The organism is Paracoccus sp. NSM (assembly GCF_052379855.1).
GTDB lineage: Bacteria > Pseudomonadota > Alphaproteobacteria > Rhodobacterales > Rhodobacteraceae > Paracoccus.
The window spans coordinates 44,279-58,971 of record NZ_JBQTCG010000008.1 but is presented as its reverse complement, the minus strand read 5'-3'; the positions used below and the strand labels follow the sequence as shown (position 1 = coordinate 58,971).

The window sequence follows — 14,693 nt, the reverse complement described above, 5'->3', positions numbered from 1 at the left end:
ATTGAGGCAATGGCGGCAATGCACAAGATAGATTGGATTTTCGGTTACGGATCATTGATCTGGGACCCCGGATTTCGCCCGGTCGAGGCCGTCCGGGCCAGCCTTGACGGCTATCGGCGCAGCTTCTGCCTGCGCTCGATCCAGCATCGCGGCACCACGGCCCGGCCCGGTCTGGTCCTGGGGCTGGATCTTGAGGCCGGCGCAAGCTGCACGGGCCTTGCCATGCGAATCGCTGCCACCGATCACGACGAGGTTCTGGCCTATCTGCGCGCCCGCGAGCTGGTCACGGATGCCTATCGCGAGGCCGTGCTGCCCCTGACGCTGGAGGATGGGCGCGGCGTCGAGGCGCTGACCTATGTGATGCGGCGCGATCACTGGCAATATGCGGGAAGCCTGCCGCCCGAGGAACAGGCCCGCACCATCGCGGGGGCGGTGGGCGCGCGCGGGCCAAATGCCGATTACCTGTTCAACACCGCCGAGCATCTGGCCCGGATCGGGCTGGCCGATCCGCAGCTTGACCATCTGGCCGACCGGGTCCGCAAGCTGTTGGAAAACCGCGCATCGAAGGCGTGACACGACCGCTTGCCGCGCTTGGCAAGGCGGGACGGCGCCCCTACACTCGGCCAAAACCAGACAGGGACGGGTGACAGCGTGAGCGAGGGGATCAGTGACAAGACGCCGGACGACAGGACGCCACCGCCACGGCTGACGCTTGGGACGCGCCGCGTCAGCGCCAACCGCGCCGAGGCGCTGCTGGGCGCGGCCACGCCGCGCTTTTCCCAGCCGGTGCGCCAGATCCTGCTGATGCTGACCGCTCTGACGCTGGTTCTGGTGGGCGCCTGGTTCACCTATGGCCGCATCCTGCCGATCTTCGTGTCGAACCTGTGGCTGAACGGGCTGATCCTGGCGGTCTTTGCGCTTGGGGTGCTGGCCTGCTTCTGGCAGGTCGGCCAGCTGGTCCGCTCGGTCAGCTGGATCGAGCGTTTCGCCGCCCGCCGCCGCACAGCGGTCGAACGCGACGTTTCGGTGATGCCCGACGATCAGGCGCCGCGCCTGCTGGCGCCGTTGGCGGCGATGCTGGGGGCGCGGGGGGCTGCGGGGGGCGCGATCTCGACCTCGTCGGCGCGCTCGATCCTCGATTCGGTGGCGACGCGCATCGACGAGATCCGCGACATCACCCGCTATCTGGCGAACCTGCTGATCTTTCTGGGCCTTCTGGGCACGTTCTACGGGCTGGCCACGACCGTTCCGGCGGTGGTGGACACGATCCGCGCGCTTGCCCCGCAAGAGGGGCAGACCGGGATCGAGCTCTTCGACCAGCTGATGACCGGCCTCGAGGCGCAGCTGGGCGGCATGGCGGTGGCGTTTTCATCATCGCTACTGGGTCTGGCCGGGTCGCTGGTCGTGGGCCTGCTGGAATTGTTCGTCACCCACGGGCAGAACCGCTTTTACCGCGAGCTCGAGGAATGGATGTCGGGCTTCACCCGCGTCGGCATGGCCGGCCACGAGGGCGAGGCGATCGACCAGGCCGCGATGGCCGGCTTCATCGAGCAGATGGGCCTGCAGATGGACCGCCTGCACGAGATCCACGCCACACGCGACGCAGCGCGCGACGATGCCTCGCTGCTGGCCGATGAGCGCGTCGTGGTGATGGCACAGGCGATCGAGGCGCTGGTCCTTCGGACCGAGGCCGATCAGGCCGCAGCCACCGCACGCGCCGAGGCCACGACCCGCGCGCTGGAGCAGATCGCCCGCGGACAGGAACGGCTGATCGAGGCCGCGGGCCAGGGTTCTGCGCCGGACCTGACGCGGATCGAGACAGCCCTGTCGCGGCTTGGGACGGAACTTGCCAGCGGCCGCGACGAGATGCTGGCCGATCTGCGCTCGGACCTGCTGGTGCTCACGCGGGCGGTGCGGGCGGCGCGTTTCGGCGATCCGTTCCGCGATGATCTTCTGGCCCAGCCCCGCCGCCGGGACGAGTGATCATGGCCCTGCGCGCGAATTCCGGGCAACGCTTCTCGGCCACGATCTGGCCGGGCTTCGTCGATGCGATGACGGCGCTGCTGATGGTGCTGATGTTCGTTCTGACGATCTTCATGGTCGTGCAATCGGTGCTGCGCGAGCAGATCACCGAGCAGGATGACCAGATCACCGATCAGGGGCAGGTGATCGCGCGGCAGGAACGGCAATTGCAGGATCTGGGCCGTCAGGTCGCGGCGCTTGGGCAGGCCCTGACCGCGTCCGAGGAACGCGAGGCGGGGCTTGCGCGCGATCTGGCCAGCGAAGAGGCCCGCGCCGCCGATCTGGAGGCCGAGGCACGGGCGCGTGCGGCGCAGATCACCCGGCTTGGCACGCAGCTTGAGACGCGAGAGGCCGAACTGGCCGACACGCGCAGCCGCCTGACCGATTTCGAGGCCGAGGTCGCCACCCTTCTGGCCGCGCGCCTGCAGGATCAGGCCCGGATCGAGGATCTGGGCGCGACCCTTGCCCAGACCGAGGAACGCGCCTCGGCCGCGGAACTGGCCATCGCCGCCGCCCGGTCCGAGATCGACGCCCAGGCCGAGGCCGCCCGCCTCGACGCCGCCCGCCGCGAGGCACTGGAGGCCCTGACTGCCGAGTTGCGCGCCGAAGCAGCCGCGACCGAGGCCGCCCTGACCGAAGCCGAGGCCGCGCGTCTGGCCGAGGCCGAGGCCGCCGCCCTCTTGCGCCGCCGTCTTGAGACCGCCGACAGCGAACTGACCGCGATGACGCTTGCACTCGAGGAACGCCGCCGCGAGGCTGAAGAGACGCTGACCCTGCTGGCCGCAGCCGAGGCCGCGCGCGATGGCCTGACGGGCGATCTGGCCGCACAGGCGACCGAGGCACAGCGACAGGCGGGTCTTCTGGCCGCCGCCCGGGCCGAACTGGCCCGGCAGGAAAACCTGTCCGAGGAAAGCCAGCGCCGCGTGGCCCTGTTGAACCAGCAGGTCGCGGAACTGACCGCGCAGTTGGGCTCGTTGCAGGCATTGCTGGAGGTCGCGGGCGAAGAGCAGGCTCAGGCCGAATTGCGCGTGGCAGAACTGGGCCAGCAACTCAACGCCGCCCTTCTGCGCAATGCCGAGGAAACGCAGCGCCGCTTGGCGCTTGAGGAAGAGGCCCGCCTGCGCGCCGAGGCCGAGGCACAGGATCTGGCGCGCTATCGGTCGGAATTCTTCGGCCGGCTGTCGCAGATCCTGTCGGGGCGCGAGGGCGTGCAAGTCGTGGGCGACCGCTTCGTATTCCAGTCCGAGGTGCTGTTTGCCCCCGGCGAGGCCGCCCTTTCGGATGCAGGCCGCGATCAGGTGGCGGGTCTTGCGCGGCTGCTGGCCGACATCGCGGACGAGATCCCGCCCGAGATCGACTGGATCATCCGCGTGGACGGCCATACCGACAACATCCCCCTATCGGGAACGGGCCGGTTCCGCGACAATTGGGAATTGTCGCAGGCCCGCGCGCTGGCGGTGGTGCGCTATCTCACCGACGATCTGGGCTTTCCCGACACGCGGCTGGCGCCCACGGGCTTTGCCGATACGCGCCCGATCTCGACCGAGGACAGCGCCGAAGGGCGCGCCCTCAATCGCCGGATCGAGCTGAAGTTGACGGAACGATAGGGCGCGCTGTCAGAGCCGCGCGACCTCGGCCTTCAGCGCCTCGGCCTTGGGATCGGGCAGGCCCGCCATGCGGCGCAGGTGACGCTCCAATTCGGAATTCAGCTCGGCGCCGACCAGAACGATGGTCGCGTTCAGCCACAGCCAGGTCATCAGCGCGATCACCGCCCCGAGCGAGCCGTAAGTCTCGTTATAGCTGCCGAAATTCGCAGCATACCACGAGAAGAGGATCGAGGTGATGACCAGCGCAACCCCGGCAAAGACCGCGCCCGGCGAGACCCAGTGCCAGCGCGAGGCGTGCCGTGATGGACCCCACCGATAGACCGCCGCCAGTGCAAGCACGAGAACCGCGAACATGATCGGCCAGCGGATCAGGTTCAGCATCGTCTCGTTCGTAGGCGCCATCGGCACCCATCGCAGCAGCGCCGGGATCACCGCGACCACCGCCAGCATCACCGCAATCAGGATCAGCCCCGCGATGGTGAACCCCATCGACACGAGGTTGAACTTGACGAGGCTGCGCGTCTCTCGCTGGTAGAACGCGACGTTCAGCGCCGAAAGCAGCGCCTTCATCCCGCCATTCGCGGACCACAGCGCGATCAGCAGCGCCACTACCCCGGCAAGCGACAGGATGCCCGCCGGGCTGGCGGCGATGGTGTTGACCTGCGCGCTGATGATCTCCAGTCCGCCCTCGGGCAGCAGGTCCGACAACAGCGCCAGATGCCCCTCGATCGTGGCCGGATCGGCCATCAGACCGTAAAGCGAAACAAAGGCCGTGATCGCCGGAAACAGCGACAAAAGGCCGAAAAACGTCACGCCGCCGGACACGTAGGTCACGCGGTCCTCGCCGATCTGCTCGATGGTCGATTTCCCGACCGCCACCAGATCGGGCAACCGCAGATCGCGCAGGCCGACATCGCGGCCCTTCGGGCTGGGACGGTCGTCCGGTGCTGGATCAGCACGCTGGCCAAAGGGCCGCCCGGTGCGCGGATCGACCGAGCCGAACAGCGCGTCCAGAACGCCCGGACCTGACCTGTCGCGACGGCTCATCCGCGGCTCTGGTCGCGAGGATCCTGGGACCGGCCTTGTCGCGTGCCCGCCACGTCGCGGATCTGGTCCGCGGTCCGGGTGAACTGATCGACGACGCCGCGCGCCTGACTGGCCACGGTGTTGAAGGCCTCGAAGGCGCTCAGGACCGAGCCCACCACGGCGTTCAGCCCGGTCGAGACCTCGTTGGCGGTGTCGGTCAGGCGCTGTGCGGGCGTGCCCCGGCTGCGCGATGCCTTGGCACGCAGGCGGGCGGCGGCTTCGGCGTCCGCGCGGGCCTGGGCACGGACACGGCGGCGCATCGCCTCGCGTTCATCCTCGTCGATCTGGGCGAAGCGCGGCGCGACATGCGCGCGTTCTTCCGGGCGGTCATTCCCGGCGATAGCGCGACCCACGGCCACCCCCGCCGCCGTCAGCCCTGCGACGCCGGCCGCGACCCCGCCCCAGACGATGATCCGCGCCGCCAGCGACGGGCGCGGCCAGACATGCCGCCCGTCCGGCGAGACCTCGCCCGAGGGCGGAATGCGCGACGACACCATCTTGCGGTGCGGATAGGGGCTTGCGGTGCGATGCCCCTCGGGGACGCGGCGGGTGCCGAACCGGGTCTGGCTGTCGCGGTCGGCCTCGGTCAGGTGCGGATGGGGGTCTTGGGGGCGCATATGCGATCTCCGGCTGGCAAGGTGTCGCCATTCAAACCCGCATCCGGCGGGGAATGTTCCGCGATCAGGCCCCGGCCCGCATGAAAACTTGCCCCCCGGCCCCGCCAAGGCTATGCCGCGCCCATCGACAAGGAGCCCGCCATGATCCCTCGCTATGCCCGCCCCGAAATGGTCGCCATCTGGTCGCCCGAGACGAAGTTCAAGATCTGGTACGAGATCGAGGCCCATGCCTGCGACGCGCAGGCCGATCTGGGCGTGATCCCGCGCGAGAATGCCGAAGCCGTCTGGCGCGCCAAGGATGTCCAGTTCGACGTGGCCCGCATCGACGAGATCGAGGCCGTCACCAAGCATGACGTGATCGCCTTCCTGACCCATCTGGCCGAGCATGTCGGCAGCGACGAGGCGCGTTTCGTGCATCAGGGCATGACCTCGTCCGACGTTCTGGACACGACGCTGAACATCCAGCTGGTGCGCGCCGCCGACATCCTGCTGGCCGACATGGACCGCGTTCTGGCCGCGCTGAAGACCCGCGCTTACGAGCACAAGGACACGGTCCGCATCGGCCGCAGCCACGGCATCCATGCCGAACCGACGACGATGGGCCTGACCTTCGCGCGCTTCTACGCGGAAATGGCGCGCGGCCGTGCGCGCCTTCAGGCCGCGCGGGCCGAGGTGGCCACCGGCGCGATCAGCGGCGCGGTCGGCACCTTCGCCAATATCGACCCGGCGGTCGAGGAACATGTCTGCGCGAAACTGGGCCTGCGCCCCGAGCCGATCAGCACCCAGGTCATCCCGCGCGACCGCCATGCGATGTTCTTCGCCGTGCTCGGCGTCATCGCCTCCTCGATCGAGAATATCGCCATCGAGATCCGCCACATGCAGCGCACCGAGGTGCTGGAGGCCGAAGAGTTCTTCAGCCCCGGCCAGAAGGGCTCGTCGGCCATGCCGCACAAGCGCAACCCGGTCCTGACCGAGAACCTGACCGGCCTTGCCCGTCTGGTCCGCATGGCCGTGATCCCCGCGATGGAGAACGTGGCGCTGTGGCACGAGCGCGACATCAGCCATTCCTCGGTCGAGCGCGGCATCGCGCCGGATGCGACGATCACGCTGGATTTCGCGCTGAACCGACTGGCGGGCGTGATCGAGAAGCTGGTGATCTACCCTGACAACATGCTGGCGAACATGAACAAGTTTCGCGGTCTGGTCATGTCGCAGCGCGTGCTGCTGGCCCTGACGCAGGCGGGCGTGTCGCGCGAGGACGCCTATCGTCTGGTTCAGCGCAACGCGATGAAAGTCTGGGAGAAGGGCGCCGATTTCCGCGAGGAATTGCTGGCCGATGCGGAAGTGACCGCCGCCCTGTCGCCCGCCGAGATCAACGAGAAATTCGATCTGGGCTACCACACCAAGCATGTGGACACGATCTTCCGCCGCGTTTTCGAGGCTGATCCGGTCTGATAACCGGGCGGCGCTAACCGAATCTTAGGCCCTCTGTCGCATCCTGCCGCTAATCGGGATTGTGACAGGGGGCCTTTGCATGGGCGCAGCCATGATGTTGAACCAGCGGCAGAAGGCGGCGGTGATCGTGCGCCTGTTGCTTGAGGAAGAGGAAGGCATCAGCCTCGAACAATTGTCGGGCGATTGCCAGACCCTGCTGGCGCAGGAAATGGCGGCGATGGACATGATCGACCGCCAGACCCGCGACGCGGTGATCGACGAATTCTGCGAACATCTCGAATCTGTGGGGGTGACCTTTCCGGGCGATCTGGACGGCACGCTGGCCATGCTGGGCGCCAGTATCTCGGATGCCAGCAGCGACCGGCTGCGCAAGGCCGCCGCGGTCGAGGGGCGCGCCGATCCATGGCAGCGCATCGCCGCACTGCCGGCCGAGACGCTGATCGCGCTGGCCAAGGGCGAGGCCGCGGAACTCGTGGCGCTGCTTCTGTCGAAACTGCCGGTCGAGCAGGCATCCGAGGTTTTCGTCGCGCTTCCCCGCGACCGGGCGCGGGCCGTGGCGCAGGCCATGCCGATGACAGCGGGCGTCAACGCGGCCTCGTTGCACCGGATGGGCCGTGTGCTGCTGCAGGCCGCCGATGCCCTGCCCCGCCCCGCGATCGCGACCCCCGCGACCAGCCGGATGGGGGCGATTTTGAACTTCGCCTCGGCCGATCTGCGCGATCAGGTGCTGGAAACGCTGGAAGGCGCCGATCGAGGCTTTGCCGACGAAGTGCGCAAATCGATCTTTCTCTTTTCGCATATCCCCGCCCGCGTCTCGCCCCGCGATGTCCCCCGCATCCTGCGCGAGGTCGAGCAGCCCGTCCTGCTGCGCGCCCTCTCGGCGACCGAGGATGCGGATGGCGCGGCCGTGGCCTTCCTGATGGAGAACATCTCGCAGCGCATGGCCGACGGCCTGCGCGAAGAGATCGAGGCCATGGGCAAGCAGCGCCCCAAGGATATCGAGGATGCCATGACCGAGATGGTCTCGGCCATCCGGCGCCTCGAAGAGGCAGGCGAGATCGTCCTGGCCCTGCCCCAGACCGACGAGGGTTGAGATCACCGATCCGCTTGCCAGCGTCCCCGTCCGGCGCGATAACGGCGCCACTCGGAGGCCCGCATGACGAACCAGATCGCGATTGCCCTGCTGCTGCTGATTGCCGCGCTTCTGCTGGCCGATCACTTCTGGCTGCAGATGGACATGCCCATGTTCCTGGCCCGCCAGCTGGACCGGTTCATCGAGTATCTCAGCTTTTGGCGCTAGGCCGGTCACGCTGGCTGTTAGCGCGATCCGCATTTGCATCGCGCCTGCTTGTTGGCTAGAGGGTGGCAACCGTCATCTGCTCAGGAGGGGTACCCATGGCAGTCAAGGTCGCCATCAACGGCTTCGGTCGCATCGGACGCAACGTGCTGCGCGCCATCGTCGAATCGGGCCGCACCGATATCGAGGTCGTCGCCATCAACGATCTGGGCCCGGTCGAGACCAACGCCCATCTGCTGCGTTACGACAGCGTGCATGGCCGTTTCCCGGCGACCGTCACGGTCAGCGGCTCGACCATCGATGTGGGTCGCGGCCCGATCGAGGTGACTGCGATCCGCAACCCCGCCGAACTGCCCTGGGGCCATGTCGATGTCGTCATGGAATGCACCGGCCTCTTCACCTCGAAGGACAAGGTTCAGCCGCATCTGGCCACCGGCGCCAAGCGCGTGCTGATCTCGGCGCCCGGCGACAATGCCGACAAGACCATCGTCTATGGCGTCAACCATGACAGCCTGACCGCCGACGATCTGGTCGTCTCGAATGCCAGCTGCACGACGAACTGCCTGTCGCCGGTCGCCAAGGCGCTGAACGACGCCATCGGCATCACACGCGGCTTCATGACCACGATCCACAGCTATACCGGCGACCAGCCCACGCTGGACACGATGCACAAGGACCTGTACCGCGCCCGCGCCGCCGCGCTGTCGATGATCCCGACCTCGACCGGCGCCGCCAAGGCCGTGGGTCTGGTGCTGCCGGAACTCAAGGGCAAGCTGGACGGCGTCGCCATTCGCGTCCCCACCCCGAACGTGTCGGTCGTGGACCTGACCTTCGAGGCCGCCCGCGACACGACGGTCGAGGAAATCAACGCCGCCATCAAGGCTGCGGCCGACGGCCCGATGAATGGCGTTCTGGGCTACACGACCGAACCGCTTGTTTCGTCGGATTTCAACCACGACCCGCATTCCTCGGTCTTCCACATGGACCAGACCAAGGTGATGGAAGGCCGTCTGTGCCGCATCCTGACCTGGTACGACAACGAATGGGGCTTCTCGAACCGCATGTCCGATACGGCGGTCGCGATGGGCAAGCTGATCTGATCAGCCCCTCCGGAACGCAGAAAGGCCCCCGCTTCGGGGGCCTTTTTCATGCGCAAACGCCCCGCTCAGCGCGGCTTCGAGGTCGTCAGGCGGCGCGAATTGGCCCGGGTGCGGCGACCATAGGGGCGCAGGGCCGCCGACAGGACGCGTTCGGCGCTGTGCCCGCGCATCCCTGCACTGGCCATGGCGTAGAGCGCCTCGCTCGCAGCGGCCTGTTTCTCGGCCACCATCCGGAACGGCTCGCCGGGGGATTGGGCCATGATGCCCATCATGCCCGCCATGCGCAGGCCGATGACCGTATTGGCCTCGATCGCCATGCGGGCGAATTGGGTGACAAGACGCATCTGGGCGGCTGGCAGGATCAAGGGAAGAATCGGGGTCATGCGGAAGTCCTTGTTTTGCCGGACGAAGACCGCCGGACCGCGCGATTGTGCATTTGAAAGCGCCTTCATACAACTGCCACTTCGGTACAGTGTTCCCGAATTCTTGATAGGCCCGCTTGGCAAGAGGGGCATGTCATGGTTAGAGGCAGGCTCATGACACAGACCCTGACCCTCCGACGCCCGGACGACTGGCACCTGCATCTGCGCGACGGCGCGATGCTGGCGGCGGTCGCGCCCCATTCCGCGGGCTTCGGCCGCGCGATCATCATGCCCAATCTGGTGCCGCCGGTCGTGACCGGCGCCCAGGCCGCCGCCTATCGCGACCGCATCCGCGCCGCCCTGCCCCAGGGCGCCGCGCTCGAGCCGCAGATGACGCTGTACCTGACCGACACGACCGACCCGGCCGATGTGGTCGCCGCCTTCCGCGAGGGCATCATCCGCGCGGTCAAGCTCTATCCGGCGGGGGCCACGACGAACAGCGCCTCGGGCGTGACCGATTTCGCGCGCGTCCAGCCCGTGCTGGAGGCCATGGCCGAGGCGGGCGTGACGCTCTGCGTGCATGGCGAAGTAACCGCGCATGAGGTCGATATCTTCGACCGCGAGGCCGTCTTCATCGACAAGGTTCTCGATCCGCTGCGCCGCCGCACCCCCGGCCTGCGCGTCGTGATGGAGCATATCACCACCCGCGAGGGCGTCGCCTATGCGCGTTCGGGCGGCGACGATCTGGCCGCGACGATCACCACGCATCATCTGGTCATCAACCGCAACGCGATCCTCGCAGGCGGCATCCGGCCCCATTACTACTGCCTGCCCGTCGCCAAGCGCGAGGAACACCGGCTGGCCCTGCGCGAGGCCGCGACCTCGGGCGAGGGGCGGTTCTTCCTTGGCACCGACAGCGCGCCCCATGCCGACAGCGCAAAACTGCAACCCTGCGGCTGCGCGGGCTGCTTCACCGCGCCCAACACGATGTCGATCCTGGCCCAGGTCTTCGAGGACGAGGGCGCACTGGACCGGCTGGAGGCCTTCACCAGCCTGAACGGCGCGGCTTTCTATCGCATGGCCCCGAACGCGGACCGCATCACCCTGACCCGCCGCGACATTCCCGCCGAATACCCCGCCCGGATCGAGGCGGGCGGCGAGACGGTCACCGTCTTCGACCCCGGCTTCCCGCTCTACTGGCATCTGGAGGACAAATGAGCCTGACCTTCCCCGCGCGCGACGAAATCGCCCGCCTGACCGCCCGGATGCTGCTGGAGATCAAGGCCGTCGATTTCAACGCCGCCCAGCCCTTCACCTATGCGTCGGGCCTCAAGGGGCCGACCTATGTCGATTGCCGCCGCATCATCAGCTTTCCGCGCGTCCGCGCCTCGCTGATGGATTTCATGGCCGCAACCGTGCTGCGCGATGCGGGTTTCGAGGCATTCGACAATGTGGCGGGCGGCGAGACCGCGGGCATCCCCTTCGGCGCGCTGGTCGCCGAACGGCTTGGCCTGCCGATGACTTATGTCCGCAAGAAGCCCAAGGGTTACGGCCGAAATGCCCGGATCGAGGGCGTGATGACCGAAGGCCAGCGGGTTCTACTGGTCGAGGATCTGACCACCGATGGCGGCAGCAAGCTGTCCTTCGTCGATGCGATCCGCGAGACGGGGGCGACCTGCGCGCATACGGCGGTTGTCTTCTATTACGGCATCTTCCCGGAAACCGTGCAGCGCCTGGCCGATCACGGCGTCACGCTGCATCACCTCTGCACCTGGTGGGACGTGCTGGCCGAGGCCCGCGCGCAGGGCGCTTTCGACGAGGCCACGCTGGCCGAGGTCGAGACCTTCCTGAACGACCCGCGCGCCTGGCAGGCGGCCAACGCCTGACTTATCCACAGCTTCTCCACAGAAGCGCACACCGGAATTTGCGGCGGGCCGATTTCGCGGCCCGCCGCTTTGCTTTACACTGGGCGCAACCAGAACAAGGACAGGATCGGCCATGAGCAGCATCCGCGCAATCGTCCCCGGCCAGACCGAGGACGACGCCAAGCAGGCAGTCCCCTTTTCCCTGGAAGCCGAGCAGCAGCTTCTGGGCGCGCTTCTGACGAATAACGACGTGTTCGACCGCGTCAGCCAGATCATCCGCGCCGAACATTTCTACCACCCCGTCCATGCCCGCATCTTCGAGATCTGCGCCGAACGCATCCGTCGGAACGCGCTGGCCAGCCCGGTGACGATCAAGGCGTTTCTGGAACATGACGAGGGGCTCAAGGATCTGGGCGGCCCGGCCTATCTGGCGCGCATGGCGGCCGCCGCGATCAGCGCCTACGCCGCGCGCGACTACGCCCAGATGATCCGCGAATTCGCGCTGCGCCGCGAACTGATCCAGCTGGGTCAGGACATCTCGGCCCGCGCTGCCACTGTCGAGGTCGGCGACGAGGCCGAGGAACAGATCAAGGCCGCCGAACAGACATTGTATAAACTGGGCGAGGCAGGCGTCGCCGAGCGCGGCTTCCAAAGCTTCCTCAAGGCCGTGACCGGCGCCGTTCAGGCCGCCAATGCCGCCTATCAGCGCGACGGCAAGCTGTCGGGGATCTCGACCGGTCTGATCGACCTGGATGCCAAGATGGGCGGTCTGAACAATTCCGACCTCATTATTCTTGCCGGGCGTCCCTCGATGGGGAAAACCTCGCTTGCGACGAACATCGCCTTCAACATCGCCAAGGCGCACAAGATGGGCGAAAAGCCCGACGGGACCCACGGCACGGTCGAGGGCGGCATCGTCGGCTTCTTCAGCCTCGAGATGTCGGCCGAGCAGCTTGCCGCGCGCATCCTCTCCGAAGCCGCCGAAGTGCCAAGCGAACGCATTCGCTCGGGCAATATGGACGAGGCCGAATTCCGCCGCTTCGTCGAGGCCGCACATGCGTTGCAGAACTGTCCGCTCTATATCGACGACACGCCCGCTTTGCCGATCAACCAGCTGGCCGCCCGCGCGCGCAAGCTGAAGCGGACGCAGGGGCTTGATGTGCTGATGGTGGACTACCTTCAACTGCTGAAGGCCGCGACCGCCAAAGACAGCCGCGTCAACGAGGTTTCCGAGATCACGCAGGGCCTCAAGGCCATCGCCAAGGAGCTGAACATCCCCGTCATCGCCCTGTCGCAGCTGTCGCGTCAGGTCGAGAACCGAGAGGACAAGCGCCCGCAGCTTTCGGACCTGCGCGAATCGGGCTCGATCGAACAGGACGCGGACATCGTGATGTTCGTCTTCCGCGAGGAATATTACAAGGAACGGGAAAAACCTTCCGACAGCGATCTGGACGCGATGGCCAAGTGGCAGCAGGTCATGGAGGCCGTCCACGGCAAGGCTGAGGTGATCCTGGGCAAGCAGCGCCATGGCCCCATCGGCACGGTGGAACTGGCCTTCGAGGGGCAGTTCACCCGCTTCGGCAACCTTGCCAAGGATCGCCAGAGCCAATGGGACTGAGCCTGCCCTCCGCGTCATGATGCCGGTGACCAGCAACAGCATCATGCACGAGCATTTCGGCGCGGCGCTGCTCAAGACCCGGAGGTGGTCGGCCTCTTGGTCTTTGCCATCTTCTCGTGACTCCATCTGGGCGAAAGGCTGGGCTGGCAACAGGGCGCAGGCTTCTCACCGATCTGCGTCGGCATTCGGTTCATCTTCGACGATTTCGGCTTAACCAACCCGCGGGAGAGGCCCGGAGGGGGCGCCGCCCCCGCCGGCAGGGGGACCGGGGGGCGGCGCCCCCCGGCCTGTCGCGGGACGCAAACAATCGCGCTCCGATCAGCCGGGCTTGCAGCCCTCTGCACATGATGCAATTCCTTGCATCAGGAGAACCCCATGCCCGCCATTCGCACCCCCCCGCACCTCTTGACGCTGGTCGCCCTGTCAGGGGTCTCGGCGCTGTCGATGAACGTGTTCCTGCCCTCGCTTCCCGGCATGGCGCGCGATTTCGATGTCGATTACGGCGTCATGCAACTCTCGGTCTCGGCCTATATCGGTGCCAGCGCGGTGCTGCAGCTTCTGGGCGGCCCGATCAGCGACCGCTACGGGCGCCGCCCGGTGGTGATCTGGGGCCTGATCGGCTTTCTTCTTGCCACGATCGGCACGCTTCTGGCGACCACCGCGACGGTCTTCCTGATCTTCCGCCTGCTTCAATCGGTCATCACCGTCTGCATGCTGGTCCCGCGCGCCGTGATCCGCGACCTCTATGACGGTGACCGCGCCGCCTCGATGCTGGGCTATGTCACGATGGGCATGGCGGTCGTGCCGATGATGGCACCGGTCTTCGGCGGCGTCCTCGACGAGTTGTTCGGCTGGCAGGCCAATTTCGCGGTCATGGGCCTGCTGGGCATTGCCGTTCTGGTCGTCACCTGGCGCGACATGGGCGAGACCGTCCGCGGCGGAGGCCTGCCCATGCGTCAGCAGATGCAGAACTACCCCGCCCTGGCCCGCTCGCAGAGATTCTGGGGCTATTGCCTCGCAGCTACGCTGTCCTCGGGGGCGTTCTTCGCCTATCTCGGCGGCGCACCCTTCGTTGGCGACCAGGTCTTCGGGCTGACCCCGGCGCAGGTCGGCTACTGGTTCGCCGCGCCTTCGGTCGGCTATGTGCTGGGCAATTTCCTGTCGGGCCGCTACTCGGCGCGGCTGGGGCTGAACAGGATGATCCTGATCGGCGCGTCCTTGTGCTTTGCCGCGCTGACGCTGGCGCTGCTGGCCGATATGGCGGGCCTTTTGCGGCCGCTCGCATTCTTCGGCGCCATCGCCTTCATGGGGCTTGGCAACGGCATGGTCCTGCCCAATGCCAATGCCGGGATGATGAGCGTGCGGCCTGAACTGGCGGGCACAGCCTCGGGCCTGGGCGGTGCGCTGGCCGTTGCGGGGGGCGCGGCGCTTTCGGCTCTGGCGGGCGCGCTCTTGCAGCCGGGCAGCGGCGCGGGGCCGCTTCTGGTGATCATGTGCGGTTCGGCGCTTGGGTCTCTGGTCGCGGTGTTCTGGGTGCTCTTGCGCGAAAGACGCCTCGGGCTGGGGTCGTGACAACCCTATCTTAAACCTTTTGCGGCAGGGTTCGGGGATGGATCATCGCCCCGCCCTTGCGCTGCTGCTGTTCGTGACCCTGCTCTGGCAGG

Annotated in this window: 14 protein-coding genes; 11 read left to right on the top strand and 3 right to left on the bottom strand. The window is 67.2% G+C overall.

The window, feature by feature from the left end:
* Nucleotides 1-18: 18 nt before the first annotated feature.
* From ACTZWU_RS12295 to ACTZWU_RS12285, 3 genes are all read left to right on the top strand, one after another.
* Nucleotides 19-573: a gamma-glutamylcyclotransferase gene (locus ACTZWU_RS12295; protein WP_444737653.1), complete on the top strand. Its 555-nt coding sequence runs from the start codon at nucleotides 19-21 to the stop codon at nucleotides 571-573.
* A gap of 177 nt (nucleotides 574-750) precedes the next feature.
* A complete protein-coding gene (locus ACTZWU_RS12290; RefSeq protein ID WP_444737718.1) occupies nucleotides 751-1,983 on the top strand; it encodes a biopolymer transporter ExbB in 1,233 nt (410 codons plus the stop codon).
* Nucleotides 1,984-1,985: 2 nt separating this feature from the next.
* Nucleotides 1,986-3,629, top strand: coding sequence for a peptidoglycan -binding protein (locus ACTZWU_RS12285; RefSeq protein ID WP_444737652.1), 1,644 nt, complete (start codon nucleotides 1,986-1,988; stop codon nucleotides 3,627-3,629).
* Nucleotides 3,630-3,638: 9 nt separating this feature from the next.
* On the opposite strand, the gene ACTZWU_RS12280 is transcribed toward ACTZWU_RS12285, so the two are convergent.
* Both ACTZWU_RS12280 and ACTZWU_RS12275 read right to left on the bottom strand, forming a co-directional pair.
* Nucleotides 3,639-4,676 carry a YihY/virulence factor BrkB family protein gene (locus tag ACTZWU_RS12280; RefSeq protein WP_444737651.1) on the bottom strand — a complete coding sequence of 346 codons (1,038 nt, stop codon included), beginning with the start codon at nucleotides 4,674-4,676 and terminating at the stop codon, nucleotides 3,639-3,641.
* Nucleotides 4,673-5,332: a hypothetical protein gene (locus tag ACTZWU_RS12275; RefSeq protein WP_444737650.1), complete on the bottom strand. Its 660-nt coding sequence runs from the start codon at nucleotides 5,330-5,332 to the stop codon at nucleotides 4,673-4,675. The genes ACTZWU_RS12280 and ACTZWU_RS12275 overlap by 4 nt, the downstream gene beginning before the upstream one ends.
* Nucleotides 5,333-5,473: 141 nt before the next feature.
* On the opposite strand from ACTZWU_RS12275, the gene purB reads away from it, so the two are divergent.
* The 4 genes from purB to gap all read left to right on the top strand — a co-directional run bounded on the left by purB (nucleotide 5,474) and on the right by gap (nucleotide 9,184).
* The gene (gene purB / locus ACTZWU_RS12270) at nucleotides 5,474-6,787 is read left to right on the top strand and encodes an adenylosuccinate lyase (protein WP_444737649.1); all 1,314 of its coding nucleotides are present in this window, start codon (nucleotides 5,474-5,476) and stop codon (nucleotides 6,785-6,787) included.
* 79 nt (nucleotides 6,788-6,866) lie between these two features.
* The gene (locus ACTZWU_RS12265) at nucleotides 6,867-7,880 is read left to right on the top strand and encodes a FliG C-terminal domain-containing protein (protein ID WP_444737648.1); all 1,014 of its coding nucleotides are present in this window, start codon (nucleotides 6,867-6,869) and stop codon (nucleotides 7,878-7,880) included.
* Between the two features lie 63 nt (nucleotides 7,881-7,943).
* Nucleotides 7,944-8,087 (top strand): hypothetical protein, encoded by a 144-nt coding sequence (locus ACTZWU_RS12260; RefSeq protein WP_444737647.1) that lies wholly within the window; start codon nucleotides 7,944-7,946, stop codon nucleotides 8,085-8,087.
* Between the two features lie 95 nt (nucleotides 8,088-8,182).
* Entirely contained in the window at nucleotides 8,183-9,184 is a 1,002-nt protein-coding gene (gene gap, locus ACTZWU_RS12255; protein ID WP_444737646.1) for a type I glyceraldehyde-3-phosphate dehydrogenase, read from the top strand.
* Nucleotides 9,185-9,249: 65 nt separating this feature from the next.
* Here the strand turns inward: gap and ACTZWU_RS12250 are convergent, their stop codons facing one another.
* Nucleotides 9,250-9,567 carry an antibiotic ABC transporter gene (locus tag ACTZWU_RS12250; protein WP_444737645.1) on the bottom strand — a complete coding sequence of 106 codons (318 nt, stop codon included), beginning with the start codon at nucleotides 9,565-9,567 and terminating at the stop codon, nucleotides 9,250-9,252.
* A gap of 153 nt (nucleotides 9,568-9,720) precedes the next feature.
* Between ACTZWU_RS12250 and pyrC the strand changes: the two genes are divergently transcribed.
* The 4 genes from pyrC (at nucleotide 9,721) to ACTZWU_RS12230 (ending at nucleotide 14,601) form a co-directional block, all read left to right on the top strand.
* Nucleotides 9,721-10,764 carry a dihydroorotase gene (gene pyrC, locus ACTZWU_RS12245; protein WP_444737644.1) on the top strand — a complete coding sequence of 348 codons (1,044 nt, stop codon included), beginning with the start codon at nucleotides 9,721-9,723 and terminating at the stop codon, nucleotides 10,762-10,764.
* Entirely contained in the window at nucleotides 10,761-11,432 is a 672-nt protein-coding gene (locus tag ACTZWU_RS12240; RefSeq protein WP_444737643.1) for an orotate phosphoribosyltransferase, read from the top strand. The genes pyrC and ACTZWU_RS12240 overlap by 4 nt, the downstream gene beginning before the upstream one ends.
* Before the next feature lie 112 nt (nucleotides 11,433-11,544).
* A complete protein-coding gene (locus ACTZWU_RS12235) occupies nucleotides 11,545-13,029 on the top strand; it encodes a replicative DNA helicase (protein WP_444737642.1) in 1,485 nt (494 codons plus the stop codon).
* A 375-nt stretch (nucleotides 13,030-13,404) separates the two neighbouring features.
* The gene (locus ACTZWU_RS12230) at nucleotides 13,405-14,601 is read left to right on the top strand and encodes a multidrug effflux MFS transporter (RefSeq protein ID WP_444737641.1); all 1,197 of its coding nucleotides are present in this window, start codon (nucleotides 13,405-13,407) and stop codon (nucleotides 14,599-14,601) included.
* Nucleotides 14,602-14,693: the final 92 nt, after the last annotated feature.

Excerpts from the sequence above, each read along its gene's own strand:
- ACTZWU_RS12295 (WP_444737653.1), top strand. The coding sequence starts at position 19 with ATGCACAAGATAGATTGGATTTTCGGTTACGGATCATTGATCTGGGAC.
- ACTZWU_RS12285 (WP_444737652.1), top strand. The coding sequence starts at position 1,986 with ATGGCCCTGCGCGCGAATTCCGGGCAACGCTTCTCGGCCACGATCTGG.
- ACTZWU_RS12280 (WP_444737651.1), bottom strand. The coding sequence starts at position 4,676 with ATGAGCCGTCGCGACAGGTCAGGTCCGGGCGTTCTGGACGCGCTGTTC.
- ACTZWU_RS12275 (WP_444737650.1), bottom strand. The coding sequence starts at position 5,332 with ATGCGCCCCCAAGACCCCCATCCGCACCTGACCGAGGCCGACCGCGAC.
- purB (WP_444737649.1), top strand. The coding sequence starts at position 5,474 with ATGATCCCTCGCTATGCCCGCCCCGAAATGGTCGCCATCTGGTCGCCC.
- ACTZWU_RS12265 (WP_444737648.1), top strand. The coding sequence starts at position 6,867 with ATGGGCGCAGCCATGATGTTGAACCAGCGGCAGAAGGCGGCGGTGATC.
- ACTZWU_RS12260 (WP_444737647.1), top strand. The coding sequence starts at position 7,944 with ATGACGAACCAGATCGCGATTGCCCTGCTGCTGCTGATTGCCGCGCTT.
- gap (WP_444737646.1), top strand. The coding sequence starts at position 8,183 with ATGGCAGTCAAGGTCGCCATCAACGGCTTCGGTCGCATCGGACGCAAC.
- ACTZWU_RS12250 (WP_444737645.1), bottom strand. The coding sequence starts at position 9,567 with ATGACCCCGATTCTTCCCTTGATCCTGCCAGCCGCCCAGATGCGTCTT.
- pyrC (WP_444737644.1), top strand. The coding sequence starts at position 9,721 with ATGACACAGACCCTGACCCTCCGACGCCCGGACGACTGGCACCTGCAT.
- ACTZWU_RS12240 (WP_444737643.1), top strand. The coding sequence starts at position 10,761 with ATGAGCCTGACCTTCCCCGCGCGCGACGAAATCGCCCGCCTGACCGCC.
- ACTZWU_RS12235 (WP_444737642.1), top strand. The coding sequence starts at position 11,545 with ATGAGCAGCATCCGCGCAATCGTCCCCGGCCAGACCGAGGACGACGCC.
- ACTZWU_RS12230 (WP_444737641.1), top strand. The coding sequence starts at position 13,405 with ATGCCCGCCATTCGCACCCCCCCGCACCTCTTGACGCTGGTCGCCCTG.